Genomic DNA, 26191 nt, shown 5'->3' with positions numbered 1-26191 from the left:
CTATCTTTGCAAACTAATTTGCCGCCGATGGTCCAGACCCGACTCTACGCTGGGCGACAGCTTCGCCAACTTCGAGCCGCGCGCGCGCTCCGCCAGGCCGACTTCGCCGCGCAGCTCGGCATCTCGGCCTCCTACCTCAGCCAGATCGAGCATGACGACCGCCCGCTGACCCCGGCGCTGCTCGACCGGCTGCAACGGCTCTTCCCGCTCGAATGGGAGGAGGTCGCCGCCGATGCGGGCGACCGGCGCGCCGGTGCGCTGCGCGAGGCGGCGGCCGATCCGCTGTTCGCCGCCGCCCCGATCACGCCCGAGCAGCTCGAGCGCGCGGCGCTCCAGCAGCCGCAGCTCGCCGACCAATTCGTCGCGCTCCACGCCGCCTATCGCCGCGCCGGCCAGCGGCTCCAGATCATCGACGAGGCGCTGACCGGCGGCACCGCCGAGGGCAGCCGCCTGCCGTGGGAGGAGGTGCGCGACTGGTTCCACGACGCGGGCAATTACGTCGACAGTATCGACCGCGCGGCGGAAGAGCTGGCGAAAGGCCTGCGCGGTTCGGCCCCCTCCCCCGCCATCGAGGCGATCGAGCGGCGGCTGCGCGACGCGCTCGGCATCTCGATCGTCTATCAGCAGTCGCAGACCTTGCGCGACTTCGACGCGACGATGCGCCATCTGGTGATCGACCCGTCGCAGCCGCCCGAAAGCCGCCGCTTCCAGCTCGCGCACCAGCTCGCCGCGCTAGCATTGGCAAACGAGATCGCGGCGGTGGTCGAGGCCTCGCCGCTGCGCACCGCCGCGGCGCGCCAGCTTCTCCACGTCGGGCTCGCCAACTATGCCGCCGGCGCGGTGCTGATGCCCTACGCGCCCTTCCGCGCCAGCGCGCGCGCGGTACGCCACGACATCGACCGGCTGCGTCTCGACTATGGGGTCAGCTTCGAACAGGCGTGCCATCGCCTCTCGACGCTCCAGCGTCCCGGTGCGCGGGGCATCCCGATGTTCTTCTGCCGCGTCGACATGGCGGGCAACATCACCAAGCGCCACAGCGCGACGCGGCTGCAATTCGCCCGCTTCGGCGGCGCCTGCCCGCTGTGGATCGTCCACGAGGCGGCGGCGATCCCCGACCGCATCCTGTTCCAGCTCGCGGAGACGCCCGACGGGCTGCGCTATGTGTCGATGGCGAAGGGGCTGGTGAAGCCATCGGGGAGCTATGCCCGCAGCCCGCGCCGCTATGCCGTCGCGCTGGGGTGCGAGGCACAATATGCCGGCGACTTCGTCTACGCCGACGGGGTTGACGTCGATGCCCCGCAGGCCGCGGCGCGCATCGGCCCGTCGTGCCGCATCTGCCCGCGCGACGATTGCGACCAGCGCGCCTTTCCGCCGAGCGATCGGCCGATATTGGTGGACCCGGATCGGCGCGATGTGGTGCCGTACCGGATCGGGTAAAAAACCGTCGCCCCCGCGAAGGCGGGGGCCGCTGTCGGCCTTGCCCCGCGATGAAAGCGTAAACCTCCAGCGGCCCCCGCCTTCGCGGGGGCGACGAACGGCTATTTCAGCAACACCAGCTCTTCGGCCATGCTCGGATGCAGCGCGACCGTCGCGTCGAAATCGGCCTTGGTCAGCCCCGCCTTCACCGCGACCGCCGCCGCCTGCAGTATCTCGGGCGCGTCGGGGCCGATCATGTGGAGGCCGACGACCTGGTCGGTCGCCTCGTTGACCACCATCTTGTAGAGCGCGCGCTCGTTGCGCCCCGCAAGGACATTCTTCATCGCGCGGAAATCGCTCGTGTACACGCGGATCGTCCCCAGCTTGTTGCGCGCCTCGGCCTCGGTCATCCCGACCGCGCCGATCGGCGGATGGCTGAACACCGCGCTCGGCACGTTGACATAATCGACGACAGTCGGCTTGCCGCCGAACACCGAGTCCGCGAACGCCTGCCCCTCACGGATCGCGACGGGGGTGAGCTGGATGCGATTGGTGACGTCGCCGACCGCGTAGATGCTCGGCACCGACGACTGGTTGGTCTCGTCGACTTTCACCGCGCCGTGCGCGTCGAGCTCCACCCCGACCTCCTCGAGCCCCAGCCCCCCGGTGTTGGGCACCCGGCCGGTCGCCACCAGCACCGCGTCGGCGGGGATCGGCTCGCAATTGCCCAAGTGGACGAGCAGCGAGCCGTCGTCCTGCTTCTCGATCGACTGGAAGGGCGCGTTGAAGCGGAATTCGATGCCCTTGGTCATCGAAATCTGGAGCAGCCGGTCGCGAATCTGCTCGTCATAGCCGCGCAATATCGCGTCGCCGCGGTTGACGATCGTGACCTTGCTGCCGAATTCGTTGAAAATGCCGGCGAATTCGTTGGCGATATAGCCGCCGCCCGCGATGACGACGCGCTTCGGCAGCGCGTCGAGGTGGAAAACCTCGTTCGAGGTGATCGCATGCTCGCTGCCCGGAAAGTCCGGCACGAAGGGCCAGCCGCCGGTCGCGATCAGGATACGCTCTGCGGTCAGTTCCTGCCCGTCGGCAAGACGGACCTTCTGCGGGCCGATCACCGTCGCGCGCGTCTTGAAGACGGTGACCTTGTGATTGTCGAGCGTCTGACCATAGAGGCCTTCGAGCCGCGTCACCTCCGCCAGGACATTGTCGCGCAACCGCGCCCAGTCGAAGCGGCAGTCGGGCACGTCCCAGCCGAACTGGCGGGCATCGTGCAGATCCTCGGCGAAATGCGCGCCATAGACGAGCAGTTTCTTGGGGACGCAGCCGCGAATGACGCAGGTGCCGCCGACCCGATGCTCCTCCGCCACCGCGACGCGCGCGCCGTGCGAGGCGGCGACGCGACTGGCGCGCACGCCGCCCGAGCCGGCGCCGATGACGAACAGATCATAGTCGAACTTGGACATGAGAGACCCCGCGCTGGAATGATTGGCTGGCGCCTATGTGGGTGGGTGGCGCCAGCTTGCCAATCGAATTTTGCGATCAGCATAAAACACCACGTCATTGCGAGCGGAGCGAAGCAATCTCCAGCTATCGGCCTGCGCAGGTCGATAGCTGGAGATTGCTTCGTCGCTATGCTCCTCGCAATGACGCTATAGGCTATTCCCCCAGCGCCGCCGCCATCAGCGCCTGCGTCGCGGGGTCGAACTCCACCGTTCCTTCGGCGAGGCCCTTCGCCATTTCCTTGCCCAGTTCGACCCCGAACTGATCGAACGGATTGATCCCGAGCAGCACGGCGTTGGCGAAGACGCGATGCTCGTAGAAGGCGATCAGCGCGCCGAGGCTGCGCGGGCTGACCTGGTCGAGCAGGATCGTCGTCGAGGGGCGGTTGCCCGGATAATGGCGCGCGCCGTCCTCGCTCGCGCGTCCCGCCATCAGCGCCGCGCCCTGCGCGATGCAATTGGCGACCAGTGTTTCGTGATGCGCGTCGTCGAGCAGATGGTCGGGCTCGCGCGCGACGACAAACTCGACCGGGGTCAGGTGCGTGCCCTGATGCAGAAGCTGGAATACCGCGTGCTGCGCATCGGTGCCGACCCCGCCCCAGGTGATCGGCGCGCTCTCGCCGCCGAGCGGGGCGCCGTCCAGCGTCACCGACTTGCCGTTCGATTCCATTTCGAGCTGCTGGAGATAGTCGGGGAGCAGCCGCAGCCGCTCGTCATAGGCGAAGACCGCGCGCGTCTGGCAATCGAGCCGGTTCGCGTAAAGCTGATCAACGAAGGCCGCGAGCAGGCCGATATTGTCGGCGCCTTCGGCGAGGCGGAAATGCCGGTCCATCTCGGCCGCGCCCTCCAGCAGGTCGGCGAAGGCGTCCCAGCCGAGCGCGAGCGCGGCGGGAAAGCCGATCGACGACCAGAGCGAATAGCGCCCGCCGACGGTTTCGCTGAACGGCAGGATGCGCGTCTCGTCGATCCCCCATTCGATCGCGCGCTCGGGCATCGCGGTCAACGCGATGAAGCGGCCGAGCGCATCCTCGACACCGCCCTCTTCGAGCCATTGCAGCGCCGAGGCGGCGTTGAGCAGGGTCTCGGTCGTCGTGAAGGTCTTCGACGCGACAGCGACGAGCGTATGCTCGGGGCTGAACCTGGCGAAGGCCTCGCTCAGCGCCGCGCCGTCGACGTTCGACACCACCGCGACGTCATAGCGGCTGCCGTGGCGGCCGAGCGCATCGACGAGCAGGTCGGGGCCGAGCGCCGACCCGCCGATGCCGATATGGAGCAGGTGGCGGATCTCTCCGAACGCCCCCGCCTCGATCGCGTCGACGAGCATCCGCATCCGCTGGTGCAGCATCTGCGCGCGGTGCACCGGATCCGGCGCGCCCTCGCCGCGCTCGGCGCTATGTTCGGCGGCGCGGCCTTCGGTCGGGTTGGCGATGCCGCCCGAAAAGAGCGTCTTGCGGCGGCCCGCGAAATCCTGTGCCCGGGCGAGGTCGGAGAGAATGGCGATCGCCGCCTCGTCGAGATGGGTCTTGGCGAAATCGAAGCGGATATCGGCGACATTGCGCACCAGCGTCTGGAGCCGGGTTTCGGGGTCGGCCGCGATCAGATCGGTGAGGGTTTGCGGTTGCCAGTCGGCAAGCGCCTGCCAGGCATCAGCGGCGGTGGTCATCGGATTTCCTCTGATTTCCGTTCGCATCGAGCGAAGTCGAGATGCCCATCGGGATGGCGCGAGGCCGATGGGCATCTCGACTTCGCTCGATGCGAACGGGGTTGAAATGCGGGCTCCTCCATAAGCCAGCCGCCAAGCCCATGCCAGCGTCATCCGCCGATATTCGCTTGACGTGCAGACCTATTCGTCGCCAATGCGCGGCATGACCGACGCCAGCGTTACCGCCGATAACTCGCCTGCCACCGACCCCAAAGCGACGCCGCCGATGTCGGCGAAGGAAGAGGCCGTCGACACCGTCCGCTTCCTCGCGCTGCTCGCGGTCGCGGTGCTGATCTTCCGCAGCTTTTTCCTGTCGCCCTTCAACATTCCGTCGGAATCGATGCAGCCGCGGCTGCTGATCGGCGATTATCTGCTCGTCAACAAGATGGCCTATGGCTATTCGAAATACAGCCTGCCGTTCAGCGTGCCGCTGATCCCCGGCCATATCTTTGCGCGCACGCCCGAACGCGGCGACGTCGTCGTGTTCAAGGCGCCGCCGCAGAACAAGGACGACTGGATCAAGCGCGTGATCGGCCTGCCCGGCGATACGATCCAGGTGCGTGGCGGCATCGTCTGGATCAACGGCAAGCCGCTGAAGCGCGAGCCGATGGCCGATTTCGTCATCCCCGTGACCCCGAACATGATCGAGGCGGCGCGCGCGAACAATTCGCTGCCCTGCTACGAGGTGCAGTTCGAGGAAGTCGGCGCCAACGGTCAGCGCCAGTGCCGCTACAAAAGGTTCAAGGAAACCATGCCGAACGGCAAGAGCTATGCGGTGCTCGACATCGTCGATCTGCCGGTCGACAACACCACGCCCTACACGGTGCCCGAAGGAAGCGTCTTCCTGATGGGCGACAACCGCGATCGCAGCGCCGACAGCCGCGTGCCGATGGAGGAAGGCGGGCTCGGCGGCGCGGTTCCCCAGAAGAATCTCGTCGGCCATGCTCTCGTCGGCATGTTCTCGACCGACGGGTCGGCGAGCTGGATCAATCCGATCAGCTGGTTCACCGCGGCGCGTTGGGACCGCATCGGGGAAGGCTTTTGAGCGGCGGCGCGTCCGCCGAGACGATCGCCGCCCTCACCGGCGTCGCTCCCCGCGACCTTGGCCTCTACCACGAAGCGCTGACCCATGGCAGCAGCGGCGCGGGCGATTATCAGCGGCTCGAATTTCTCGGCGACCGCGTGCTGGGCCTAGTGATCGCTTCGGAACTGTTCGCCCGCTTCCCGAAAGCGGCCGAGGGCGAGCTGTCGTCGCGCCTTCATGCCCTCGCGTCGGGCGAGACCTGCGCACGTATCGCGCAGGCGCTCGACCTCAACGCCCATGTCCGCTTCGGCGCGCAGGCGATCGGCGACGGCGGGCGGCACAGCGACAATATCGCCGCCGACGTGGTCGAGGCGCTGATCGGGGCGCTGTGGCTCGATCTGGGCGAAGAAGCGGCGCGCGCCTTCATCATTCGCAATTGGGGCGACATGATCGAGGGGCAGATCGCGGCGCCCAAGCATCCGAAGGCGGCGCTCCAGGAATGGGCGCTCGCGCGCAAGCGCCGGCCCCCCGAATATCGCCTCGTCCGCCGCGATGGCCCCGATCATGCGCCACGCTTCCACGTGGCGGTGAGCATCGGCAAGCTCGCCGAGGCCGAGGGCGAAGGCGCATCGAAACAGGCGGCGGAAAAGGCCGCGGCAGCGGCGCTGCTCGCGCGGCTCGCGGAGGAAGAAGGACAATGACCCAGCGCTGCGGTTTCGTCGCCGTCGTCGGCGCGCCCAACGCGGGCAAGTCGACTCTCGTCAACGCGCTCGTCGGCCAGAAGGTCGCGATCGTCAGCCCCAAGGCGCAGACCACGCGCACGCGGCTGATGGGCGTCGCGATGGCAGGCGACGCGCAGATCATCCTGATCGACACGCCGGGCATCTTCGCGCCGACGCGCCGGCTCGATCGCGCGATGGTGGCTGCCGCCTGGGGCAGCCTCGAGGAAGCCGAGGCGATCCTCGTCATGGTCGACGCCGCTGCCAAGCTGACCGGCCGCGTCGAACGTGTGCTCGAAGGCATCGCGAACCGGCCCGAGAAGAAATATCTGATCCTCAACAAGGTCGACCTTGTCAAAAAGGACAAGCTCCTCACCATCGCGACCGAGCTCAACGGCCGGGCCCCGTTCGACGAGACCTTCTTCATCGCCGCGAGCAGCGGCGACGGCGTACCCGAACTCAAGGCCCATCTCGCCACGCTGATGCCCGAGGGGCCGTGGCATTTCCCTGAGGACGAAGTCAGCGACGCGCCCGAACGGATGCTCGCCGCCGAAATCACCCGCGAGCAGCTCTATCGTCAACTCCACGAGGAGCTGCCTTATCAGTCGACGGTCGAGACCGAGCTGTTCAAGACGCGCCCTGATGGCAGCGCCGAAATCCACCAGCAGATCTTCGTCGCACGCGACAACCAGCGCGCGATCGTGCTCGGCAAGGGCGGCAGCCGCATCAAGGAAATCGGCGCCCGCGCCCGCGCCGAGCTCGCCGAACTGATGGGCCGCAAGGTTCACCTGTTCCTGCACGTCAAGGTCAAGGAAAATTGGGACGAGGATCGCGGCGTCTATCGCGACATGGGGCTCGACTGGGTGGATTGAAACTTTTGCGGGAGGCTCGAAGTGAACAAACCCGAATCCGTTCGGATATTCGATCGCCTTTTCTGGGCCTCGACGTTGATCGGCGTTCTCAATTTCCTCTTCAGTTTGGACGAAACTTCGGAAAAATTTGCAAGGACCCCCGAATTTGCGGCGGCTGGATTTGGGGTGGGTTTCATCATCGCCACATTCGCCGTCAGCACGATGCTGAACATCCTTATCTGGTACTTCATCTCGGCGCGGGCGAGTAAAATCGCCAAATGGATATTGATCGTCTTCTTCGTAGTTGGCCTGTTTTCGATCGTTAGAAATTTCAACAATCCCATCGCGCCCCACGGTCTTGCTTTCGGCGTTATGATGATCCTCACGGTCATGCAGGGCGTCGGCATTTACATGTTGTTTCGGCCCGATTCCCTTGACTGGTTCAACGGCAAGCGAGTCGTCGTTTCCGATATTTTCAGCTAAGAATCAAATCCAATGAAAAGGCATTGCCGCGAGATTCGGTCGCGGCGGAAAGAGACGGCCCGCCCTGCGCGGGCTAGATCCGTCGGCAGTCGTTCGGCGGCGGGTCGCCTTCGAAGCGCGCGGTGATCCAGCCGATCGTCTCGGCGGCGCTGTCGCGGGCGCTCGTGCCATGGTCGCCGGTCATGTCGATCCAGCGCAGCGGCGTCCCGCGTTTGCAGACCGCTTTCGCGAACTTGCGCGTCACCGCGGGCGCGACGATCGTGTCCTTGCCGCTCTGCGCGATCAGCAGCGGACCGGGCACGCGCGCCGGATCGACGCTATTGGTGCGCGCGAAGGCGCCGAAGGGCTCGATCTTCGCGATATCCTTGCTGCGCGTCGCGCGGGCGATCGTCAGGATGCCGAGGATGGTGCCGAGCTTGGGCTTCTTGTTGAAGCTGACGCAGTTGTTTTCGGCGAGGCGGTGGATGATGCCCTGGTTGGTGCGGTTGGCGACCGCATTGAGCGAGAATCCGTAGAGCGTCGACCAGCTATGGAGCGCGAAGGAGAGCAGCAGCGCGCGCGCATTCTTGTCGCTGCCTTCGCGCAGATTGGCGGCGAGGTCGGTCGGCGGCGCGGCGGCGGCGGTGCCGACGAGCGTCAGGTCGGGGGCATAGGAGCGCGCGGCTGTCGCGGTCCACAGCGCCGCATGACCGCCCTGCGATTCGCCCCAGACGGCAAAGCGGCTGCCCGCCGCCGCGCCCGGAATTTCGCGCGCCGCGCGCACCGCGTCGAGCACCGATTGCGCGGTGTCCGGCCCGACCAGAAAGGGGTGCATCGTCGGGCTGGCGAGACCGATATAGTCGGGGGCGACCACAACATAGCCCGCGCGAACCGCCTCCATTCCCGCCGTATAATCGAAGAAATGGGGGCTGAGCGACGGCGCGCATTTTTCCGCGACGCCCCAGGCGCCGTGCGTCCAGGCGATCACCCGGCGCGGGCGCGGCGGGATCGCTTCCATCGGCGCCGCGACGATGCCCGTGACCGCGAAGCGCGTGCCGGCGCCATTGGTCGTCCAATATTGCACCCGCCACGCCTGCACGCCCGGCGGCGCGTCGGTCATGGGCGCGGCCGAGATCAGGTAACGCGATGGCTGCGCGGCGGCGGGCAACGCGAATGCGGACAGGATGGCGAGCAGGACGGCGGCAAGCAAGCGGTGCATGGGCATGTCTCCCCGATGTGTCGAGGCTAACATGTTTATATACCAGCGTCATCCCGGCGATAGCCGGGATGACGCCATGCCTGCGCCACTATTCCTTGGGCGCTGCCTTCTTCTTCGCCGGCGCCTTCTTCGCGGCGGCTTTCTTCTTCGGCGCCGCCTTCTTCTTGCCCTTGGCCGGTCCCTTGGCGGCGCGGGCGTCGATCAGCGCGACGGCTTCCTCGGCGGTCAGCGTCGCCGGGTCGGCCGTTTTGGGCAGCGTCGCGTTGGTCGTACCGTCGGTCACGTAAGGACCGAAGCGCCCTTCCATCAGCTTCATCTCGCCGCCGCTCGTGGGATGCGGGCCGAAGGTCTTGAGCGGCTCGGCCTTGGCGCGCCCGCGGCCGCCGCCATTGGCGGCGTCGGCGATCCGCGCGACCGCGGCATTCATGCCGATCTCGAAGATTTCGGCGGTGCCGGTCAGCTTCGCATATTTGCCGTCGTGGAGCAGATAGGGACCATAGCGCCCGAGCCCCGCGACGATCGGCTTGCCGCTTTCGGGATGCACCCCGACGTCGCGCGGCAGGCTGAGGAGCCGCAACGCGTAATCCAGGTCGAAATCCTCGGCCGGGATGTCCTTGGGGATCGACGAGCGCTTCGCCTCCTTCCCCTCGCCGAGCTGGATATAGGGGCCGAAGCGCCCGCTGCGCTTCGTCACCTCAAGTCCGCTGCCGGGGTCGGTGCCGAGCGTCTCTGGGCCGCTGTCGCCGCCATTCTCCGCTCCGCCCGGCTGCGCGAACTTGCGCGTATATTTGCAGTCGGGATAATTGCTGCACGCGATGAACGGCCCGAAGCGCCCGCCGCGCAGCGCGAGCCGCCCGGTGCCGCAATTGGGGCAGAGCCTGGGATCGCTGCCGTCGCCCTTGTCGGGGAAGAGATAGGGGCCGAGGAACTCGTCGAGCGCCGCGGTGATCTCCGACGGCTTCTGCTCCATCACTTCGCCGGTGCGCGGCTTGAAGTCGCGCCAGAAGCGGTCGAGCACCGCCTGCCACTGCGCGCGGCCGCCCGACACGTCGTCGAGTTCCTCCTCGAGCTCGGCGGTGAAGTCATAGCCGACATAGCGGGTGAAGAAGCGTTCGAGGAAGGCGGTGAGCAGCCGCCCGCTCTCTTCCGGGATGAAACGGTTCTTCTCGACCGTCACATAGGCACGATCCTTGAGCACCTGGAGGATCGAGGCATAGGTCGACGGGCGCCCGATGCCGAGTTCCTCCATCTTCTTGACGAGGCTCGCCTCCGAATAGCGCGGCGGCGGCTGCGTTTCGTGTTTCTCGACCTCGACCCCGGTCTTCGCGGGCGCATCGCCCTTCGCCATCGCGGGGAGCAGGCGCGCGTCGTCATCGTCGCCCCCCTCCCGGGAGGGAGAAGCTCCCTCGTCGCGGCCTTCATCATAGAGCGCGAGGAAGCCGGGGAATTTCACCACCTGCCCGGTCGCGCGCAGCATCGTCTTGCCGGTGCCATCGGAAAGGTCGACGCTGGTGCGTTCGAGCCGCGCCGAGGCCATCTGGCTCGCGAGCGCGCGCTTCCAGATCAGATCGTAGAGGCGGGCATGGTCGCCGCTTCCGGCTTTGTCCTTCGAAAAATCGGTGGGGCGAATCGCCTCGTGCGCTTCCTGCGCATTCTTCGCCTTGGTCTGATATTGGCGCGGCTGGTCGGGGACGTAGCCGCCATCGTAGCGGTCGGCGATCGCGCGGCGCGCGGCGCTGATCGCGCTGCCGTCCATCTGGACGCCGTCGGTTCGCATATAGGTGATCGCGCCGTCCTCGTAGAGATTCTGCGCGATCCGCATCGTATGGCTTGCCGAGAAGCCCAATTTGCGCGCCGCCTCCTGCTGCAGGGTCGAGGTCGTGAAGGGCGGCGGCGGGTTGCGGGTCAGCGGCTTGGTCTCGACCGCGTCGACGGTAAAATGGCCCGCCTTCACATCGGCTTCGGCGGCACGCGCATCGGCTTCGGTGCCGATCGACAGCCGTTCGATCTTGTCGCCGCGCCAGCGCGCGAGCCGCGCCTTGAAGGGCGTCCCCGCCATCTCGAACAGGCCGGTGACCGACCAATATTGCTGCGCGACAAAGGCCTCGATCTCGCGCTCGCGCTCGACCACCAGGCGCAGTGCGACCGACTGGACGCGGCCCGCCGACTTGGCGCCCGGCAGCTTGCGCCACAGCACCGGCGACAGGGTGAATCCGACCAGATAGTCGAGCGCGCGGCGGGCGCGATACGCATCGATCAGATCGTCGTCGAGCCCGCGCGGATGCGCCATCGCGTCGGTGACCGCCTGCTTGGTGATCGCGTTGAAGGTGACGCGCTCGACCGAGGCCGGCAGCGCCTTCTTGCTGCGCAGCAATTCCTGCACATGCCAGCTGATCGCCTCGCCCTCGCGATCGGGGTCGGTCGCGAGGATCAGGCGGTCGGCCTGCTTCGCGGCGTCCGAAATCTCCTTCAGCCGCTTCGCCTTGTCGGGATAGAGCTGCCACTGCATCGCGAAGCCGTCGTCGGGGTCGACCGAGCCGTCCTTGGGCGGCAGGTCGCGGACGTGGCCATAGGACGCCAGCACCTTGAAATCGCGACCCAGATACTTCTCGATCGTCTTCGCCTTGGCGGGCGATTCCACAATCACCAATTGCATTGAAAATTCGTTCCCCGATTACTCTCACGTACACGCGCGAGGGTGGCGGGCGCTCCGGCCCTCCGTCAAGCGGATTTAGGGAGCGCCCGCGCCGGGGTCAACGGAGCGCGCTCAACCTTCCAAGCAGCATCTGGCTTGCCAGGCTCGCGGCCTTCGCGGCGCCCTCCTCGTAATTGCCAGGCTTGGCGGTGAAGGCGAACTTGCGCGTCTTGCCGAAGCGCAGCCCGCCGAATCCCATCACCGCGGCTACGCCGCCCGCAACGTTCGCACCCGATTGCAGCGCCTTGTCGGTTCCACTCGTCGCGTCGCTCTTTTCGATGAACTCACCCTCGACCGCGACCGGCGCCTTCACCGTGATCACCGACTGCTTGCCGCTCGGCGCGATCAGCGTGACGCGCGAATAATCGGCGCTGACCGACAGCGCGCTGTTCACCTGAAGTCCGCCGAAGCTGAAGGCGCCGGGACGCTTCTGCTGCGAAAAGTCGATCAGATAGACCACGTCGATCACGCCGACCCCCGATGCCTTCGCATAGTTGGCGAAGGCCATGCTCGCCTGCCCCGCCGCCATGTTGATGCCGATGCTGCTCATCCCCGAACCCTGGAAATCACCCGGCACCATCAGCAGCGAAGGCAGCGCGGCCGGCTTGAAATAGGTTGCCTTGCCCTTGCTCCCCTTTTCGAGCGCGATGTTGATGTCGAGCGGCGCTTCCTGCGACTTGGTCTTGGCAAGCGCGGTGTGGCCGAACAGATCGGCGGCTGGATGCACCGCGTAGCCCCCCGCGCTGAGCTGGTTGACGAAATCGGTGTAGGCGGCGTCGGTGATCGCCTGCATCATCTCGGGCGTGACGCCGACGAGCTCGCTCTTCGCCTTGGTCGTGCCGCCGAACGCGCCCATCAACCCGCCGCTTGCCGCGGTGCGGTCGATCGATTCGAAGATGAAGCCGACATTGAACGCGCCGATGGTGACGGCGGTGACGCCCTTCGCGTTCGCCGGCCCCGATATCTTGACCGGTTCCTGATCCTTGGCAAAGGCGGCGACAGACTGGATCAGCAGCGCCGCGATCGCGGCCGCCGACAGCAATTTCTTCATGGGTCTTACCTCCGACCCCTCGCCCCGCCAGTCGACCCCACCGACCGAAGAGAGAGGCTAATCGAAGCAACCCACGGCCTTCGCATCGGTCAGATGCGAGGGCGAGTCAATCTTTACTGGCCGGCCCAGCGAAAGCCCGAGGGCAGGATGCATTTGCCCGCGTCATATTGGCCGACGCGGCGGATGACCTCCTGATCCTCGGGCTCGATGCGGCGGCCGCTGATCTGGCTGTCGATCACCCGGCGGACGAGCGCGTCGAGCCTTGTGACGAGGTAGCAGTCGATCGCGGGCGGCGCGTGGGGATTGCCGACGCCGCTGTCATCGGTCAGGAACAGGTAGCGCGACTGGGTCGCCGCCGCCATCGCGCGCATCGCATATTCGGCTTCGTCTGCGACGCCCGACGCCGCGACCGGGGTGATGTGGATGCGCTTCGCGCGCGCCGCCTCGGCCGCGGCCCAGGTCCGTCCGAACAGGTCGTCGTGCGGCGGCGCGTCGGCGACGAGCAGCAGCGACTTGACCGCATCGGGGCGCCAGTCCTGCCCGACCGCGCGGATCAACGCCTGATCCATCGCCTCGGGATAATCGCCGCCGCCGTTGGCGTCCTGCCGCGCGAGCGCGCCCTGCGCGCGCCCGATGTCGCGGTCGAAGGCGACGGTCCGCGTGACATAATCGTCGCCGAGGTCGCGGTAGAAGACGAAGCCGACGCGGATGTCGAGGTCGCGGTGCTTCTCGGTGATCGCGGCGATGATCGAGCGCAGTTCGGCTTGCAGATAGGCGATTTCGTCGCCCATGCTGCCCGTCGTGTCGACCACCAGCATCAGGTCGAGCTTCGTTGCACGCGTCGCCATCTGATTCGCGGTCAGCCCGACGAGCTGCGCACCCGGCGCATCGGCGACGAGCACGGGCCGCGCGTCGGCGATCGACCGCCCGGCCTTGCGCGCCGACACGGTGATCCGCTCGCTCAGCCGGTCGAGGCCGGGGAAGAAGACGACGCTGCCATCGGTCTGGGTCGCGAGAGTGATGCTGTTGCCGTCGCTGCACGTCACCGTCACGTCGGCGAAGGGGATCGGCTGGCCGTTGCGGTCGTTCACCTTCACCGTCACGACGCGCATCGTGTCGACGCGCGGCAGGGCGCGGATTTTCTGGCCGAGGTCGCTGCGGTTGACATAGGCGGCGTAGAGTTCGGGGTTGAGCAGATCGTCATGCTCGCCCGCGGTCAGGATGCCCGACTGCGGTTGCGGCTGGGGCCGCGGGCGCGGCGGATAGGGTCGCATGGTCGGGCTGGTGCGCCCGGCATAGTCCGCCGACGATCCCGCATCAGCGGGCGGCGCGGCGGCGGTCGCTTCCGCCGCCGAGGATTCGGCGACGCGCGATCCCGTGACCACGACATCCTTTGCGCTCTCCGCAGGCGCCGCGAGCACGGGAGGCGGAGGCGGAGGCGGGGCTGGTGGTGGCGGAGGCGAAGGCTCGAACATGGCATCGCGGTCGCGCCCATCACCGGCGCGCTCCTGTTGCTGCGGACGCGCTTCGGGCCCGAGCCTCGGCAAAGGGTCGGCGGTGCGGCAGAAGCCCTCCCACGCCCCGGCGGGTTGCGCCTGCGCCATCGCGACGGGGATTGGTGCAGGGGCGGATGCGAGCAGTGCCGCCATCGTCGTGCCCGTCAGAAGCCGGCTTCGCATCGAACATCTCCCCGTATGTGATACAATATCATCAGCCTGTCGGTCAGCCGCTGAACCGTGGCTGAACCGCCACGAGTGCACCGATTGTCATGGCTGGCGCCCGGCGATCAAGCCAAAGAAACCTTGGCGCCTGCGTGGCGTTCGACGCGGCCCGCCAGTTCGAGCTCGAGCAGGATGAGCTGGACGGTCGCCGACGGCTGCCCCGACTGGCGGACCAGCTCGTCGACCGCGATCGGGGTGGGGCCGAGCAGTTCGGCGACGGCGCGTCGGTCGCCGTCGCCGGCATCGAGCACCGGCGACGCCGCGCCATAGGAGCGCACCGGCTCGCGAACCATGCGCCGGTCGATCGGGCCGATCGCCTCCAGAACGTCTTCGACGGTCTGGATCAGCGTCGCGCCCTCGCGGATCAGCAGGTTGCAGCCTTGCGCGCGCGGGTCGAGCGGCGACCCCGGCACCGCCATCACCTCGCGCCCATAGTCGCCGGCGCGGCGCGCGGTGATCAGCGAGCCCGACCGCGGCGCCGCCTCGATCACCACTGTTCCCTGCGCAAGCCCGGCGATGATCCGGTTGCGCGTCGGGAAATGCCGTGCGAGCGGCTCGGTTCCCGGCGGCTGTTCGGCGATCAGCAGCTGGTCGGTCGCGATCTTTTCCTGCAGTGCGGCATTCTCGGTCGGAAAGGCGATGTCGATCCCGCTCGCGATCACCGCCGCGGTGCTTCCGCCGAGCGCGCCGACATGCGCGGCGGTATCGACCCCGCGCGCGAGGCCGCTGACGACCGTGACGCCGTTCGCCGCCAGGTCCGCGGCAAGCTGGCGCGCGAAGCGGCAGGCGGCGGCCGACGCGTTGCGCGCGCCGACGATCGCGGCGCAGGGGCAGTGCAGCATCGCGGCATCGCCGCGCACGATGAGGACCGGCGGCGCGCCTTCGACCTCGCGCAGCAGCGGCGAATAATCGGGCTCGTCGCAGAAGAGATGCCGCGCGCCGAGGTCGGACACGCGCGCGAATTCGCGTTCGGCGACCTCGGCGGGCGCGATCCGCACCTTGCCCCCGCCGCCGCGCAGCGCGAGGTCGGGCAAGGCGTCGAGCGCCGCCTCGCCCGAACCGAAACGCTGCATCAGCTGGTGCCAGCTCACCGGCCCGACATGCGGCGTGCGGATCAGGCGCAGCCGCGCCAGCCGCTCGGTAGGCGTCATGCGGCGTCCTTCTTGCGCCCGACGCGCGGCTCGGTCCCGGCGCGCAGACGGGCGATATTCTCGCGGTGGCGCCACAGCACGACGATGGCGAGTCCCGCCAGCCCGATCGCATAGACCGGATAGCCGAGCGCCAGCGCCGCGATCGGCGCCGAGACCGCGCCCGCCATCCCGCCGAGCGACGAGATGCGTATGAGCGCGACGACATCGATCCACAGAAAGGCGAAGATAGCGCCGATCGGCCATGCCAGCGCGAGCGACAGACCAAGCATGGTCGCCACGCCCTTGCCCCCGCGGAACCCGAGCCAGACGGGGTAGCAATGGCCGATCATCGCCGCCGCGCCAGCGATCATCGCGCCCTGATCGCCCAGTTCGGGCAGGAAATGCCGCGCGAGCAGCACCGCGACCGCGCCCTTGGCGCCATCGAGGATCAGCGTCGCCGCCGCCAGGCTCTTGCGCCCGGTGCGCAGCACATTGGTCGCGCCGATATTGCCCGACCCGATCTGCCGCAGGTCGCCTGCCCCGAAGGCGCGCGTCAGCAGGATGCCGAAAGGGACCGAGCCGAGCAGGTAGCTCGCGGCGATCAGCAAAAATATCGTCATGGCATTCCCCCGGCTCGCGTCGAGCGTCAGTGTGACGATATTGGTGGGCGCAATCAACGGATTCGACGTTTACGGTCACCAAAACGGACATACCTCAATATTCGTCATCCCGGCGAAGGCCGGGATCTCGACCTCGCGCCAAGACGAACCGGCGAGATCCCGGCCTTCGCCTGGATGACATGCAGTGGGAAGGGCGGGAGACGATTGAGCGCCGCCCCTCCCCCTGCTAGGCGGCACCCATGCACAACCCCGCCCCCGACGCCCCGATCCTCTTCTTCGACAGCGGCCTCGGCGGACTGACCGTGTTGGGACCGACGCGCGCGCTGCTGCCGACCGCGCCGATCGTCTATGCCGCCGATTATGCCGGCCTGCCCTACGGCAAGAAGAGCGACGAGGAACTCGCCGCGCGCGTTCCGGCGCTGCTCGGGCGGCTGGTCGAGCGCTATCAGCCGCGGCTCGCGGTGATCGCCTGCAACACTGCCTCGACGATCGCGCTTCCGCACGTCCGCGCAGCGCTCGACCTGCCGATCGTCGGCACGGTGCCCGCGATCAAGCCCGCGGCGGAAATGACGAAGACCGGCGTCATCGGCGTGCTCGGCACCGAAGCAACAGTGCGCCAGCCCTATGTCGACGATCTGAGCGCACGCTTCGCCGCCGGCAAGACCGTGCTGCGCCACGGCAGCCCCGGCCTCGTCACCGCAGCCGAAGCGAAGCTGCACGGCCACCCGGTCGACCCCGACGCCCTCCGGAACGCCATCGCGGGGCTTCGCGACCAGCCCGGCGGCGACGCGATCGACGTCATCGTCCTCGCCTGCACCCATTTCCCGCTGCTGCAGGAGGAATTGCAGGCGGTCGTCGGCCCGCACGTTACGCTGATCGATGGCGCGGCGGGCATCGCGCGGCGCATCGCGCATCTGACCGCAGGCCAGCCCTGGCCCGCCGATGCGCGGCCTGGCGTCGCCGCTTTCACGCACAGCGACGCCCATCCGCCGCCGCCGCTCGCGGCGCTCGCGGCCTATGGCATCGGGCGCATTGAGACAATTTGACCTACCCATTGCGAATCGTTCGCACTGGATTTCGGCGGATTTTGGCGTTATCGCCCCGCCAAACATCGTCGCCGGAGGGGGCGGCGGACGCCGACCAACCCGCGGGGCTGCATAGTGAACTACAACGATATTTTCGCCCGGGCCATCGACCGCCTTCATGAGGAAGGCCGGTATCGCGTCTTCATCGACATCCTGCGCAACAAGGGCGCCTTCCCCAATGCGCGCTGCTTTGCGGGGCATAACGGGCCGAAGCCGATCACCGTCTGGTGCTCGAACGACTATCTGTCGATGGGCCAGCACCCCAAGGTCGTCGCGGCGATGGAAGAGGCGCTGCACGACGTCGGCGCGGGCGCCGGCGGCACGCGCAACATCGCGGGCAACACCCATTATCACATCGATCTCGAGGCCGAGCTCGCCGACCTGCACGGCAAGGAAGGCGCACTGCTCTTCACCTCGGGCTATATCTCGAACGAGGCGACCCTCGGTACGCTGGGCAAGCTGCTGCCGAACTGCATCATCTATTCGGACGAGCTCAACCACGCCTCGATGATCGCGGGCATCCGCAATTCGGGCTGCGAAAAACGCGTGTGGCGGCACAACGATCTCGACCATCTCGAGGAACTGCTCGCCGCCGACGATCCCGAGGCCGCGAAGCTGATCGCCTTCGAGAGCGTCTATTCGATGGACGGCGACATCGCGCCGATCCACGCGATCTGCGACCTCGCCGAGAAGTATAACGCGCTGACCTATTGCGACGAGGTTCATGCCGTCGGCATGTACGGCCCGCGCGGCGGCGGCATCACCGACCGCGACGAAGCGGCGCATCGCGTCGACATCATCGAGGGAACGCTGGGCAAGGCGTTCGGCGTGATGGGCGGCTATATCGCCGCGGACAAGAATATCATCGACGTGATCCGCTCCTACGCGCCCGGCTTCATCTTCACCACCAGCCTGTCGCCGGTGCTCGTCGCGGGCGTGCTCGCGAGCGTGCGCCACCTCAAGCAGTCGAGCGTCGAGCGCGACGCGCAGCAGGCCGCCGCCGCCTACCTCAAGCAGAGCTTTCGCGACGCAGGGCTGCCGGTGATGAACTCGACGACGCACATCGTCCCGCTGATGGTCGGCGATCCGGTGCGCGCCAAGAAGATCAGCGACATCCTGCTCGCCGAATATGGCGTCTATGTGCAGCCGATCAATTTCCCGACCGTCCCGCGCGGCACCGAACGCCTGCGTTTCACGCCGGGACCGACGCACGACGAAGCGATGATGCGCGACCTCACCGCGGCGCTGGTCGAAATCTGGGACCGGCTGGAGCTGGAGCTTCAGAAAGCGGCGTGAGGGCCGGCGCCTATTCGCCGGTCTCGTTCCACTTCGCCTTGTCCATCGCCGCGAGAATTTTCTCGGGCGCCGCCTTTTCGTCGAGCAGCTTGGTGATTTCCGAAACCGATTCGTCGGTCGTCCCGTGGGCGCTGAACAGGACGGGCGCCAGCACCTTGCGCGCGAGCGCGAGGTCGTTTTCCACCACCAGCTGGCGGCCGACGCGCACCCGAATCTCGGGAGCCTGCGGCACCAGCATGATGGCGCGCATGATCGCGGTCACCGCCCCCTTGCTCGGCTTTTCACCGGCGCGCGCGAAACTGTCGTAATACAGCACCAGCGGCAGCGCGAAATTGGGATCGGCATGGTTCGCCTTGATGAACCACGAGCGCGCATCGGACCAGTCCTCGGCCTTCTTGCTTTCGGTCGCCCGGCGCGCGATCACGCGCCCCTTGTAGACCATCGCCACCGCCAGATTGGGGTCGATCGCGAGCGCGCGGTCGGCCGCGGCTTCGGATTCGGCATCATTCTTCGCGTCGAATTCGATCTCCGCCATCGTCCGCTGGACGAAAGCGTCGTTCGGGTAGCGCGCGGCGACGGGCCGGGCGTCGGCCACGAGTTCGACCGCCATCTTCGGATCGACGCCACGCGCCGACCGAATACGATAGGGCATGATCGCCGCCGCGCCGGGTGCGAGCGCGCTCACCTCGATCTTGCCGGTCGACAACTCGTCGGCGGGGACGGTGAACACCTTCATCCCGCGCGTACGGCGGTAACGTTCCAGATCCTGGTTCAGCTTGCCGAGATCGCCAAAGGCCTCCTCGGCCGCCTTTTCCCATGGCTTGCCGTTGTTGAGAAGGCTGACATAGCGGACGAGCTGGCCCGGCCGGTCGCCGCCGAGCAGCAGATAATGCGTCAGCAGCCAGCCGGAAGCATAGAGTTGGCCGACATCGTACCGCGACAGCTTGGTCATGTCGGAGGCGAGCAGTTCTGAGGCGCGCATCCGGCTGAACGCCGTCAGCGCATAGGAGCGGTCGTTGTTGGGAAGACCCACGGTGACGCTGCCGTCGTTGTTGAGACGCGTGACCATGAAGAATTCGGCCATGCCTTCGGACAACCAGCGCGGGTAGAATTCGGTGCTGCTGCTCAGCAGCATATGGTGCGCATATTCGTGGAACATGATCGTCTGCGCCGACAGGTCGCTGTCGACCATCTTTTCGGGCATGAAGGCGCGCGAGCCCTCGAACGAAGGGACGTAGAAGCCCGCGACATCCTTTGCCCCCGGCCCCGCGAGTTTCCGGAGCTCGCTGAGTCCGGGAAGGAGATAGACGGTGACGCGATTGTGGTTCGCGCCCTCGATCTCCTTCTGCCCCGTGATCAGGCGCAGCGCGCTGTCATAGCGTTCGAGCCGCTGCGAATAGGTGCGAATCTGGCTTTCGCCGATATCGCCATAGACCAGGAAATGGGCACTGCTCGCCCGATGCCATTCGGCGCGCGCGGGCGTGGCGGTCAAGCAGAGGGCGGAAAGCAGGAACAGAAAGATACGGTGATAACGCGGCATGATTCCCCCCGGTAATCGATGGAGGTGATCCTAGCGTCCACCGGGTCGATTTCCACCCCCCAGATTGCACGCCTCGCCGCGCAGTCATCCTCGCGAGGGTTCGCGCATCATCCCCCAGAAATGCGGGCCGCCGCCCGCGACGTCCCATTCAATGGCGGTGGAAAAGCCGAGCCGTTCGTAGAGCGGCACGTTGCCCGCCGTCGCGGTTTCCAGCCAGCACGGCAGTCCTTCGGCATCGGCGATCGCGGTCTGCGCGCGGATGATCCGCCCGCCGTGCCCCTTGCCCTGATGCCCGGGGCGCACGCCGACATAGTGGAGATACCAGAAACGCCCCTTCGGTCGGTGCGCGTCGATACTCGCCTGCACCTTCAATCCACGCGGCAGGGCGGTGCCGAAGGTCGCGACGAGCGGCACGACGGTGCGCAGGAATTCGAGACCGCCGCCATGCGCCCGCCCCGGTGCGCGCCACAGCGCCGCCGCCTCGTCATCGGCGGCGCGCAACGCGGTGCCGGCGCGGGCATCGGCGGGAACGAGCACGCGGAACAGGCCGCGCAGCGCCCTGGTGCGATGCTCAGGGTCGGGAAGAATCCACGACAGCGCCGGGTCCGTCTGGAACGCCTGCGCCAGCGTTTCGATCAGCGCCGGATGGTCGGGCCGCGCGGCCGCAACGATCTCTGTCATTCCCCCTCCCCCCAAGATGCCGCCGTCAGTCGCGGCAATAGCCCTCGCCTTCGTTGACGATCAGGCATTCCTTCTTGCCGGCGAGATATTTGAGCCCGGTATCCTCTCCATTGCCGCGATGGAGCGACAAGCGCTCGCCACCGCGCTCGAACTGAATCCCATGCTCGCTGTCGCGCCCGACATAGGTGCCCCTGGTATCGAGATCGGACTGCATCTCCAGCGAATAGCGTTCGGGTTCGGTCGGGGTGATGGCGACATACATGCCCTCGACCCCGGTCCATTTGCCCGCCCAGCTCGCGAAGCGGTGCGGCGCGGTCGCCGGGTCGGCTTCCGCATCGGCCGCCGTCTCGTCGGGCACCGATTCGACAGGCACTTCGGTCGTCGTGGTCGTGGTTTCGGACGGCGCGGGGGCTTCCGCCTTCTCGCAGCCGGCCAGCAGCACCAGCGCCGTCGAGGCCGCAAGGATCATGCTCGTTTTCATCATGCGTCTCCTTCCATCGTCCAGAACGCGTGCGCCGGGATAAGTTTCCCTATCCCGCCAGTATCTCGGCATAATGCCGCGGATCGACATTGCCCCCCGAAAGCGTGACGAGCGTCGCGCGGCCCGGCGCCACCTTGCCCGCGAGCAGCGCCGCGAGCGCCGCCGCGCCGCCAGGCTCGACGACGAGGTGCAGTTTCTCGAACGCGACGCGCATCGCGTGACGTACCTCGTCGCGCGTCACCGCGACCCCGCGCACCCCACGCGCCTGCAGCACCGCGAAGTTGATCGGCCAGGTCTGCGGCGTCTGCAGCGCGTCGCACTCGGTCGGATAGGCAAGATCCTCGACCGCCAGGATCGTCCCGGCTTCGAGGCTGCGGGTGACATCGTCCCACCCCTCGGGCTCGACCGCGACGACTTCGGCATCGGGACAGGCGAGCGCGAGCCCTGCCGACAAGCCGCCGCCGCCGCAACAGGCGACGACCGTGTCGGGCCCGTCGACCCCGCGCGCCTCCATCTGCGCGCGCGCCTCGATCCCCGCCGTCCCCTGTCCCTCGATGATCCAGGGATCGCCATAGGCGTGCACGAGGGTGCCGCCGCGCTCTTCGAGCAGCTTCGCCGCGACCGCGTCGCGCGATTCATTGACGCGGTCGTAAAGTACCACCTCGGCCCCGAGCGCGCGGGTCGCGTCGAGCTTCATCCGCGGCGCGTTGCTCGGCATCACGATCGTCGCCCTGATCCCGAGCCGCCTTGCCGCCCAGGCGACGCCCTGCGCATGGTTGCCGCTCGACACGCCGATGACGCCCGCGGCCGCCTGTTCGGGCGTCAGATCGGTCAGCCGGTGCCACGCGCCACGGATCTTGAACGCGCCGACCGGCTGCAGGCACTCGGCCTTGCACCAGATGGCGGTGCCGTCGATCTCGAGCGGCAGCAGCGGCGTCGGCGGGAGCAATGCAGCGACTTTCGCCGCAGCGCGTTCGACCCCCGCGAGGGTCGGTGCGCGCGCCGGATCGCGCAGGGGATCGGGGCTTTGCTGTGTCATGGCTTCGTCCTATAGGGCGGCGCATACAAGGCAAGCCGCATAGGTTCGCGGACAGGAGATTTTCACGATGAGCAAGGTTCTGGTGATCGGCGCAGGCGGCGTCGGTTCGGTCGCGGTGCACAAGATGGCGATGAACCCCGATATCTTTCCCGACATCACGCTCGCGAGCCGCCGCAAGTTCAAGTGCGACGCGATCGCCGAATCGGTGAAGGAGCGCACCGGCGTCACGATCCAGACCGCCGAGGTCGACGCCGACCATATCGACGCGACCGCGGCGCTGATCCGCTCGATCGGCGCGACGCATGTCGTCAACCTTGCGCTGCCCTATCAGGACCTGACGATCATGGAGGCGTGCCTGTCGACCGGCGCGCATTATCTCGACACCGCGAACTACGAGCCGCGCGACGAGGCGAAGTTCGAATATCACTGGCAATGGGCCTATCATGATCGCTTCAAGGAGGCGGGGCTGATGGCGCTGCTCGGATCGGGCTTCGACCCCGGTGTGACGAGCGTGTTCGCGACCTGGCTGAAGAAGCATCATTTCGATCGCATCGACACGCTCGACATTCTCGACTGCAACGGCGGCGATCACGGCCAGCATTTCGCGACCAACTTCAACCCCGAGATCAACATCCGCGAGGTCACCGCGGTCGCGCGTCACTGGGAGAATGGCGACTGGGTCGAGACCCCCGCCATGTCGGTGAAGCAGAGCTTCGACTTCGAGGAAGTCGGGCCGAAGAACATGTACCTCATGTATCATGAGGAGATCGAAAGCCTGAAGACGCACCTGCCCGAGATCAAGCGCATCCGGTTCTGGATGACCTTCGGCGACGCCTATATCCAGCACCTGACCGTGCTCCAGAACGTCGGCATGACGCGAATCGACCCCGTCATCTACGAAGGCCGCGAGATCATCCCGCTCCAGTTCCTGAAGGCCGTGCTCCCCGAACCGTCGAGCCTCGGCGAGACGACCAAGGGCAAGACCAACATCGGCGTCATCGCCACCGGCCTCGGCAAGGACGGCAAGGAAAAGACGCTCTATCTCTACAATATCTGCGATCATGAGGACGCCTATGCCGAGACCGGCAACCAGGCCGTCAGCTATACGACCGGCGTCCCCGCGATGATCGGCACGGCGATGATGGTGACCGGCGCCTGGAACGGCAAGGGCGTGTTCAACATCGAGCAGATGGATCCCGACCCCTTCATGGACATGCTGATGAAGCATGGCCTGCCGTGGCAGGTGAAGGAGCTCGACGCACCGCTGGATTTCTGATTCCAAAGCCCTCTCCCCTTCAGGGGAGAGGGTTGGGGAGAGGGGGACTCCCCACGCTTTTTCCCATTTCGCTCGGGCCGGCGCGAGACGTTCCCCTCTCCCCGGCCCTCTCCCCTGAAGGGGAGAGGGAGGCCTTATGACCGCCTATCTCCTGCCGATCGCCCTGCTCTTCGTCTCGAATATCTTCATGACCTTCGCCTGGTACGGCCATCTCGGCGATCTTTCGCGGCCGATGTGGCTGGCGATCGTCATGGCGTGGGGCATCGCCTTCTTCGAATATTGCCTCGCGGTGCCCGCGAACCGCATCGGCCACGCCGTCTATTCGACCGCCGAATTGAAGACGATGCAGGAAGTGATTACCTTGCTGGTCTTCGCGGGCTTCGCGGTCTTCTGGCTCGGCGAAAAGCTGACGGTGAATCATCTGATCGGCTTCGCCTTGATCGCGGCGGGTGCCTTCTTCATCTTCAAGGGGCCGATCGCGGCCTGACAGGATTACGAGATCATGGAAACCAGAGCCGGCGACCCCGGAGCCTTCGCCAGCTTCGACCTGAGCCGCGTCCCCTCCCCCGCCTTCGTCGTCGACGCCGCCAAGGTCCGCGCCAACCTGTCGGTGCTGCGCCGCATCGGCGACGCATCGGGTGCGCGCGTGCTTGCGGCGCTCAAGGCTTTTTCGATGTGGTCGCTCGGGTCGACGGTGGCGAGCTATCTCGACGGCGTCTGCGCTTCGGGCCTCTATGAGGCGAAGCTTGGCCGTGAGGAATATGGCGGCCCGAACGGCGACAAGGAAGTCGCGACCTATTGCGCGGGCTACAAGGAAGCCGACCTGCCTGCGATCGCGGCGCTCTCCGACCATCTGATCTTCAATTCGCCCGGGCAGATCGCTCGCTTCCGCCCGATGCTCGACGAGCTGCGCGCGCAGGGCGAGACGTTCGACGTCGGCCTGCGCATCAACCCGATGCACAGCGAGGGCGACACCCCGAAATACGACCCCGCGGCGCCGTGCAGCCGCCTCGGTTTTCCCGTCACCCAATTGCTGCCCGAGCATATGGAGGGCGTGGACGGCGTCCACATGCACAGCCTGTGCGAGCAGGATTTCCCGCCGCTCGCGCGCACCTGGGCGGCCGTGCAGCCGATGCTGCGCCCCTTCTTCGGCCAGCTCAAGTGGATCAATTTCGGCGGCGGCCATCACGTCACTCGCGCCGATTATCAGGTCGCCGATCTGATCGCCTTTCTGAAGCAGGTGCGCGCTGCGACCGGGTGCGAGGTGATGATCGAGCCGGGCGAGGCGGTGGCGCTCGACGCCGGCATCCTCGTCGGCGAGATCCTCGACCTGTTCGACAACGGCATGCCCATCGGCATCACCGACATCAGTGCGACCTGTCACATGCCCGACGTGATCGAGGCGCCCTATCGCCCCGCGATGCTGGGCGAGGGGGACAGCGGCGCCGCGACCCGCCTCGGCGGTCCCTCCTGCCTCGCGGGCGACGTGATCGGCGATTATCGCCTGCCCGGCGGCGCCCGCGTCGGCCAGCGCTTCGCCTTCCTCGACCAGGCGCATTATTCGATGGTCAAGACCAACAGCTTCAACGGCGTCCCGCTGCCGTCGATCTGGCTGTGGGACAGCGAGAGCGACGAGCTGAAAGAAATTCGCCGCTTTGGTTACGAAGACTTCAAAATGCGATTGAGTTGATCCCCGGCTTGCCCCCATAGCTGACGGCGGGGGAGGCAGGGAATGAGCGAGAGCCGTTTGACGAAATGGTGGCTGAATTCGGTCGACTGGTACCGGCGCCAGCCCATGGCATTGAAAATACTGCTGTTGGTCCTGCCGCTGTTGATCGGCAAGATCGTCGACCAATTGCTGAAATGGCTCGGCGCGGCGACTTCCCTGCCTGATTGGGCCGTGGCTGCGCTGGTCGTCGTTTTCCTGGCCATCGCCGCGATGGCATCACGATCGTTTCACCATCCCGAGGAAGCGGACAGTTTCCCGCCGCTCGATTTCGGCGATCTCGAGGTGCACAACAGTTTCTCCATCGAACAGCTCGAGCGATTGCGAACCGGCCTGCATCAGGAAATCTACGGAGGCGCGGCGCCGCTCGGCGATGAGATCACCCGCATGTATCTGGCCAACCCCGTAATGGGCGTCGGGCTCTATGACCCGACCCGGCGCGATTATGTCGCCTTCGCGACCGCCTGGCCGCTGACCGACGCGTCGGGAGAAAAGCTGATACGGGGCGAAATCACCGAGAATGACCTCGTCGCCACGGATATTCTTCCCGCCGATCAGAACGGCAAGGCGAATTATGTCATCGTGCCCGCTTTCGGCGCCACCAAGCGCCACGGTTTGCGGGACCGCACCGCGCTGGGGTTCAAGCTGTCCAACGAATTGCGCCGGGCGATGCGGCGGAACTTCTTTCCCAATCGCCGGCGTGCGATCACGCTGATCGCGACCGGCTTTTCCGAGGATGGCTGCAAATGGTGCCGCGGCAACCAGATGCAGGAGCGCACCCGCATCCGGTTCGCCGATTCGCCCAAAAGCTATCCGGTCTTTTCGCGCCGGCTGGTGTGGGACGATATTGACTGAACGACCGCAGATTCGGCGCAAAGGGCGGCAAAGGCCCCTTCCTGAGGGCCGAAAGCGATGCGAGGAAGGCGCGCAAAGGGTCTTTACAGGGGGGACC

General features: G+C 66.8%; 23 protein-coding genes. 11 read left to right on the top strand and 12 right to left on the bottom strand.

The window, feature by feature from the left end:
• Positions 1 to 27 precede the first annotated feature (27 nt).
• Positions 28 to 1437, top strand: coding sequence for a helix-turn-helix domain-containing protein (locus tag ACOTSS_RS08300; RefSeq protein ID WP_448691021.1), 1410 nt, complete (start codon positions 28 to 30; stop codon positions 1435 to 1437).
• Between the two features lie 101 nt (positions 1438 to 1538).
• Here the strand turns inward: ACOTSS_RS08300 and gor are convergent, their stop codons facing one another.
• Both gor and pgi read right to left on the bottom strand, forming a co-directional pair.
• Positions 1539 to 2885 carry a glutathione-disulfide reductase gene (gene gor, locus ACOTSS_RS08295; protein ID WP_448691020.1) on the bottom strand — a complete coding sequence of 449 codons (1347 nt, stop codon included), beginning with the start codon at positions 2883 to 2885 and terminating at the stop codon, positions 1539 to 1541.
• A gap of 193 nt (positions 2886 to 3078) precedes the next feature.
• Positions 3079 to 4584 (bottom strand): glucose-6-phosphate isomerase, encoded by a 1506-nt coding sequence (pgi, locus tag ACOTSS_RS08290; protein ID WP_448691019.1) that lies wholly within the window; start codon positions 4582 to 4584, stop codon positions 3079 to 3081.
• A gap of 265 nt (positions 4585 to 4849) precedes the next feature.
• Between pgi and lepB the strand changes: the two genes are divergently transcribed.
• From lepB to ACOTSS_RS08270, 4 genes are read left to right on the top strand one after another with little or no spacing between them, the layout of a single operon-like run.
• The gene (lepB, locus tag ACOTSS_RS08285) at positions 4850 to 5668 is read left to right on the top strand and encodes a signal peptidase I (protein WP_448691310.1); all 819 of its coding nucleotides are present in this window, start codon (positions 4850 to 4852) and stop codon (positions 5666 to 5668) included.
• Positions 5665 to 6348, top strand: a complete 684-nt coding sequence (gene rnc, locus ACOTSS_RS08280) for a ribonuclease III (RefSeq protein ID WP_448691018.1) — start codon at positions 5665 to 5667, stop codon at positions 6346 to 6348. Before lepB ends, rnc begins: the two co-directional genes overlap by 4 nt.
• A complete protein-coding gene (gene era, locus ACOTSS_RS08275) occupies positions 6345 to 7238 on the top strand; it encodes a GTPase Era (RefSeq protein WP_448691017.1) in 894 nt (297 codons plus the stop codon). Before rnc ends, era begins: the two co-directional genes overlap by 4 nt.
• A 21-nt stretch (positions 7239 to 7259) precedes the next feature.
• On the top strand, positions 7260 to 7700 hold the full coding sequence (locus ACOTSS_RS08270) for a hypothetical protein (protein WP_448691016.1): 441 nt from the start codon (positions 7260 to 7262) through the stop codon (positions 7698 to 7700).
• Between the two features lie 73 nt (positions 7701 to 7773).
• Here ACOTSS_RS08270 and ACOTSS_RS08265 read toward each other — a convergent pair whose 3' ends face one another.
• The 6 genes from ACOTSS_RS08265 to plsY all read right to left on the bottom strand — a co-directional run bounded on the left by ACOTSS_RS08265 (position 7774) and on the right by plsY (position 16115).
• Positions 7774 to 8898 (bottom strand): lipase family protein, encoded by a 1125-nt coding sequence (locus ACOTSS_RS08265; protein ID WP_448691015.1) that lies wholly within the window; start codon positions 8896 to 8898, stop codon positions 7774 to 7776.
• Between the two features lie 88 nt (positions 8899 to 8986).
• Entirely contained in the window at positions 8987 to 11554 is a 2568-nt protein-coding gene (topA, locus tag ACOTSS_RS08260; protein WP_448691014.1) for a type I DNA topoisomerase, read from the bottom strand.
• Between the two features lie 97 nt (positions 11555 to 11651).
• Positions 11652 to 12644 carry a hypothetical protein gene (locus tag ACOTSS_RS08255; RefSeq protein ID WP_448691013.1) on the bottom strand — a complete coding sequence of 331 codons (993 nt, stop codon included), beginning with the start codon at positions 12642 to 12644 and terminating at the stop codon, positions 11652 to 11654.
• Between the two features lie 113 nt (positions 12645 to 12757).
• Positions 12758 to 14323, bottom strand: coding sequence for a VWA domain-containing protein (locus ACOTSS_RS08250; RefSeq protein WP_448691012.1), 1566 nt, complete (start codon positions 14321 to 14323; stop codon positions 12758 to 12760).
• Positions 14324 to 14430: 107 nt separating this feature from the next.
• Positions 14431 to 15516: a DNA-processing protein DprA gene (gene dprA / locus ACOTSS_RS08245; protein ID WP_448691011.1), complete on the bottom strand. Its 1086-nt coding sequence runs from the start codon at positions 15514 to 15516 to the stop codon at positions 14431 to 14433.
• Complete coding sequence (gene plsY / locus ACOTSS_RS08240; RefSeq protein WP_448691010.1) at positions 15513 to 16115, bottom strand: glycerol-3-phosphate 1-O-acyltransferase PlsY; 603 nt, start codon at positions 16113 to 16115, stop codon at positions 15513 to 15515. Before plsY ends, dprA begins: the two co-directional genes overlap by 4 nt.
• A 239-nt stretch (positions 16116 to 16354) precedes the next feature.
• Between plsY and murI the strand changes: the two genes are divergently transcribed.
• Together murI and hemA are read left to right on the top strand one after the other, a co-directional pair.
• Entirely contained in the window at positions 16355 to 17161 is an 807-nt protein-coding gene (gene murI / locus ACOTSS_RS08235) for a glutamate racemase (protein ID WP_448691009.1), read from the top strand.
• Between the two features lie 114 nt (positions 17162 to 17275).
• Positions 17276 to 18496 carry a 5-aminolevulinate synthase gene (gene hemA, locus ACOTSS_RS08230; protein WP_448691008.1) on the top strand — a complete coding sequence of 407 codons (1221 nt, stop codon included), beginning with the start codon at positions 17276 to 17278 and terminating at the stop codon, positions 18494 to 18496.
• Between the two features lie 10 nt (positions 18497 to 18506).
• Here hemA and ACOTSS_RS08225 read toward each other — a convergent pair whose 3' ends face one another.
• The 4 genes from ACOTSS_RS08225 to ACOTSS_RS08210 form a co-directional block, all read right to left on the bottom strand.
• The gene (locus ACOTSS_RS08225) at positions 18507 to 20036 is read right to left on the bottom strand and encodes a DUF1570 domain-containing protein (protein ID WP_448691007.1); all 1530 of its coding nucleotides are present in this window, start codon (positions 20034 to 20036) and stop codon (positions 18507 to 18509) included.
• Positions 20037 to 20120: 84 nt separating this feature from the next.
• A complete protein-coding gene (locus tag ACOTSS_RS08220) occupies positions 20121 to 20717 on the bottom strand; it encodes a GNAT family N-acetyltransferase (protein ID WP_448691006.1) in 597 nt (198 codons plus the stop codon).
• 25 nt (positions 20718 to 20742) lie between these two features.
• A complete protein-coding gene (locus ACOTSS_RS08215; RefSeq protein ID WP_448691005.1) occupies positions 20743 to 21201 on the bottom strand; it encodes a hypothetical protein in 459 nt (152 codons plus the stop codon).
• A gap of 46 nt (positions 21202 to 21247) precedes the next feature.
• The gene (locus ACOTSS_RS08210) at positions 21248 to 22237 is read right to left on the bottom strand and encodes a threonine ammonia-lyase (protein ID WP_448691004.1); all 990 of its coding nucleotides are present in this window, start codon (positions 22235 to 22237) and stop codon (positions 21248 to 21250) included.
• Positions 22238 to 22304: 67 nt separating this feature from the next.
• Here ACOTSS_RS08210 and ACOTSS_RS08205 point away from each other — a divergent pair, with 67 nt between their 5' ends.
• The 4 genes from ACOTSS_RS08205 to ACOTSS_RS08190 all read left to right on the top strand — a co-directional run bounded on the left by ACOTSS_RS08205 (position 22305) and on the right by ACOTSS_RS08190 (position 26094).
• Positions 22305 to 23513 (top strand): saccharopine dehydrogenase family protein, encoded by a 1209-nt coding sequence (locus tag ACOTSS_RS08205; protein WP_448691003.1) that lies wholly within the window; start codon positions 22305 to 22307, stop codon positions 23511 to 23513.
• Positions 23514 to 23649: 136 nt separating this feature from the next.
• The gene (locus tag ACOTSS_RS08200) at positions 23650 to 24000 is read left to right on the top strand and encodes a DMT family protein (RefSeq protein ID WP_448691002.1); all 351 of its coding nucleotides are present in this window, start codon (positions 23650 to 23652) and stop codon (positions 23998 to 24000) included.
• 15 nt (positions 24001 to 24015) lie between these two features.
• The gene (locus ACOTSS_RS08195) at positions 24016 to 25203 is read left to right on the top strand and encodes a carboxynorspermidine decarboxylase (protein ID WP_448691001.1); all 1188 of its coding nucleotides are present in this window, start codon (positions 24016 to 24018) and stop codon (positions 25201 to 25203) included.
• 42 nt (positions 25204 to 25245) lie between these two features.
• Positions 25246 to 26094, top strand: coding sequence for a hypothetical protein (locus ACOTSS_RS08190; RefSeq protein ID WP_448691000.1), 849 nt, complete (start codon positions 25246 to 25248; stop codon positions 26092 to 26094).
• Positions 26095 to 26191 lie beyond the last annotated feature (97 nt).

Source organism: Sphingopyxis sp. NJF-3 (assembly GCF_053514865.1).
Note: the sequence above shows the minus strand (reverse complement) of the source record. Positions and strands in the feature narration are given on the sequence as shown.